Origin of the sequence: Marivita sp. S2033, assembly GCF_046592965.1 — a bacterium.
Taxonomy (GTDB): Bacteria; Pseudomonadota; Alphaproteobacteria; order Rhodobacterales; family Rhodobacteraceae; genus Marivita.
This window is the reverse complement of record NZ_JBISBV010000030.1, coordinates 1-3,573: the sequence shown is the minus strand read 5'-3', so window position 1 is coordinate 3,573 and position 3,573 is coordinate 1. Positions and strand designations below refer to the sequence as shown.

Below are 3,573 nucleotides of genomic sequence, written 5' to 3'. Positions count from 1 at the left end.
TCCTGGGCGAAGAGAGCCTGTTTCAGGAAGCCGCCAGGCGCGTGGCGGGCGAGGGCTTTGCCGCGCCGCTGGCGGTGACCGGCGACGGCTTTCGCTTTATCGTGGCCGAACAGCTCGATCATTGCGGCATCCGCGCCGCCGGTATCCTGATCGAGCCGGAGGGGCGCAACACCGCGCCCGCCGCGGCCGCCGCCGCGCTGCATCTGGCGGCAAGCGATCCTTCGGCGCTGATGCTGCTGGTGCCCGCCGATCACGCCATTCCCGACGACGCCGCCTTTCGCGACGCGGTGATGACCGGCGCACCGGCGGCCGCGCAGGGCCAGATCGTCACCTTCGGCATCCAGCCCACCCGCGCCGAGACCGGCTATGGCTGGCTGGAGGCGGGGCAGGAGACCCATCCGGGCGTGAACGCGCTGGAGCGGTTCATCGAAAAACCCGATGCGACCAAGGCCGAGGCGCTGTTCGCCGATGAAAAACACCTGTGGAACGCAGGGCTCTTCCTCACCCGCGCCGACACGCTGATCACCGCCTTTGAGGACCACGCCCCCGACATTCTGGCCGGCACACGCGCCGCGATGGCGGCCGCCGAACCCGATCTGGGCTTTCTGCGCATCGATCCCGATCTCTGGGGGCAGGTGCGGGCCGAAAGCATTGACTACGCGGTGATGGAGCAGGCGGGCAATGTCTCTGTCGTGCGCTTTGCCGGCGGCTGGTCCGATCTGGGAAGCTGGGAAGCGGTGTGGCAGGAAAGCGCGCAGGACGGCGCTGGCAACGCGCTGGCGGGGCTGGCCACCGCCATCGAGTGCGAGAACACGCTGCTGCGCTCGGAATCCGACGAGATCGAACTGGTCGGCATCGGGCTGAAAAACGTGGTCGCCGTTGCGATGCGCGACGCGGTGCTGGTGGCCGACATGTCCGACAGCCAGAGCGTGCGCCGCGCCGTCGACACGCTGAAAGCGCGCGGCGCGAAACAGGCGGTGCAACTGCCGGTCGATCACCGCCCCTGGGGCTGGTTTGAGACGCTCATTCTGGCAAACCGCTTCCAGGTGAAACGCATCCATGTCCATCCCGGCGCGTCACTCAGCTTGCAAAGCCATGTCCACCGCTCCGAACACTGGATCGTGGTGGCGGGCACCGCGCGCGTCACCGTGGATGATGATGTGCGGCTCTTGAGCGAGAACCAGTCGGTCTATATCCCGCTCGGCGCGGTGCACCGGATGGAGAATCCCGGCAAGGTGCCGATGGTGCTGATCGAGGTGCAGACGGGCACCTATCTGGGCGAGGATGACATCATCCGCTACGAGGATATCTACGCGCGGACCTGAGAGCGGCTCAGGCGAGCCGCGCCGCCACCGCCGCCAGTGTCTCGCGCATCAGCGTCTCGGCGCGCGAAACAGTCTCTGCTTCGGCGTAGCAGCGGAATTCCGGCGCATTGCCCGAGGGGCGCAGATGGATCACCGAACCGTCGGCAAAACCCACGCGCAGCCCGTCGGTGAGATCGCATCCGGTCTCTTCGGGGCGATCCGCGAAAAACGCCGCTCGCGCCTCGGCGTTGCCTGTCAATTCCGCGATGAAGGCGTGCGACGCCTCGGTGGCGATCCCCGCGATCCGGTCGGCAGCGGTGAAGCGTTGCGGCAGATCAGAGACCAATTCGGCCAAACTCACGCCTTTTGCCCGCGCCATTGCCAGGGGTGCCACGATCGGCAAGAGGCAATCGCGCGTCATCAGCGGTGCGATCTCCCCCGCCGGACCCTGCGCCGCAAATCCCAGAAGTAAGCCGCCATTGGCCTCGTATCCGACGACCTTGCCGCCCGCGTCTTCCATCGCCGCGATGACATAAGGCGAGCCGATCTTCGTGCGCGTGACCTGCGCAAAGCCCATGTGATCCACCATCGTGTTCGACGAGACCGGCGTTGCAATCACCTCCGCCCCGAGGCTGCGCGCCGTCAGCGGCCCCAGCACGTCACCCGGCACCAGATGTCCGCCCGCATCCACCACCATCGGCCGGTCGGCATCGCCATCGGTGGAGACCAGCGCATCGAGCCGATGCTCGGCGCACCAGTCCTTGAGCATGTCGCGGGTCCCCGCATCCACCGCTTCGGTATCGACCGGGATGAAGTGATCGGCCCGCGCCAGCCGCACCACTGTTGCGCCCATCTGACCCAATGCCTCGGCCAGCGCATCGCGCGCCACCGAACTGTGCTCGTAGACGCCGATGCGCCAGCCCGCCAGCGCCTCAGTGCCGACCGCCTCCACATAGCGCGAAACGTAAGCCGCCAGCGCGCCCTTCTCGCGCCGGTAACCACCCGTTTGCCCCGGTTCAGAGCCTGATCCGAGCGCGGCAAGAATGGCCTGCTCATCCGATTTCGCGATCTCTCCGCCGGGCAGGTAGAATTTCAGCCCGTTGCGATCGGCCGGGATATGGCTGCCGGTGACCATCACCGCCGCCTGCCCCGCCCGCATCGCCGCCAGCGCCAGCGCCGGGGTGGGCAGCGCGCCGTGATCGACCGCGTCCAGCCCCGCCCCGCGCACCGCCCCGATTACCGCCGCCGCGATGTCGGGCGAGGATTCGCGCAAATCCTGCCCCACATGCACCGCGCCGCCATGCGGGCAGGCACGCAGGAAGGCGCGCGTGTAATCGGCCACCAGATCCGGGGTCAGATCGCTCACAAGGCCGCGCAGGCCGCTGGTGCCGAATTTGGGGGGCATGGGATGTCCTTTTCGCAAGTGGCGTCGCGCCTCTATGCCCTTGGCAGGGCGCGGGGCGCAAGACGAAGGCCGCGCGGTCCCTTGCGCAACGCGCGGTGCAGTCAGACTGCCTTTACCAATGCGCCCCTAGCGTCCGGCCAGAGCATCGCATGAAAGGCCGCACCCATGTCACAGACCACTCCGATCCTGTCCCTGCCCTATATCCAGCCGTCGCAGGCGCAGAAACACGTCACCCATAACGAGGCGCTGCGCGCGCTCGATGCGCTGGTGCAGCTGTCGGTGCAAAGCCGCAGCCTTACCGAGCCGCCCGAGAGCGCCGCGCCGGGCGCGCGCTTCATCGTGGCGGGCGGCGCGGCGGGCGTCTGGGCGGGGCAGGATCACGCGGTTGCATTGGCGCAGGGCGGCGGATGGATCTTCCTTGCGCCCAATCCCGGCTGGCGCGCCTGGATCGAGGATGAGGGCGCGGAGGCAGTCTGGCAAAGCGGCGCCTGGCAGGGCGCGACCGGTGCCACCGCCCTGCCCGACCGGCTGGGCCTTGGCACCCCGCCCGATCCGGAGGCGCGGCTGGCGGTGGCCGCCCCCGGCACGGTGCTGAGCCACGAGGGCGCGGGCCACCGGCTCAAGCTCAACAAGGCGGGCGCGGGCGACACGTCGAGCCTGCTCTTCCAGTCGGGCTGGACGGGATATGCCGAGATGGGGTTGGCGGGCGAGGACGCGTTCTCGATCAAGGTGAGCGATGGCACCGACTGGACCACCGCCCTGCGCTTTGATCCCGCCAGTGGCGCGGCCAGCGGGGCGGCGGTGAGCAGCGGGCCGGAGGATGCCAATCCTGCCGCCCTGGTGCGGGCGGGCGATGGCTATCTC

3 protein-coding genes are annotated in these 3,573 nt (G+C 68.7%); 2 read left to right on the top strand and 1 reads right to left on the bottom strand.

All coding sequences use genetic code 11. The features are described 5' to 3' along the window. Positions 1-2: 2 nt before the first annotated feature. Entirely contained in the window at positions 3-1,325 is a 1,323-nt protein-coding gene (locus ACGKZZ_RS17060; RefSeq protein ID WP_411224719.1) for a mannose-1-phosphate guanylyltransferase/mannose-6-phosphate isomerase, read from the top strand. 7 nt (positions 1,326-1,332) lie between these two features. On the opposite strand, the gene ACGKZZ_RS17055 is transcribed toward ACGKZZ_RS17060, so the two are convergent. Continuing rightward, positions 1,333-2,709 (bottom strand): phosphomannomutase, encoded by a 1,377-nt coding sequence (locus tag ACGKZZ_RS17055; RefSeq protein ID WP_411224718.1) that lies wholly within the window; start codon positions 2,707-2,709, stop codon positions 1,333-1,335. A gap of 165 nt (positions 2,710-2,874) precedes the next feature. Between ACGKZZ_RS17055 and ACGKZZ_RS17050 the strand changes: the two genes are divergently transcribed. Next, positions 2,875-3,573: DUF2793 domain-containing protein (locus tag ACGKZZ_RS17050; protein WP_411224717.1), on the top strand; the 699-nt coding region annotated here is incomplete at its 3' end.

What these genes read in the sequence shown, in the direction of transcription:
- ACGKZZ_RS17055 (WP_411224718.1), bottom strand. Translation starts at nt 2,709, where the DNA reads ATGCCCCCCAAATTCGGCACCAGCGGCCTGCGCGGCCTTGTGAGCGAT.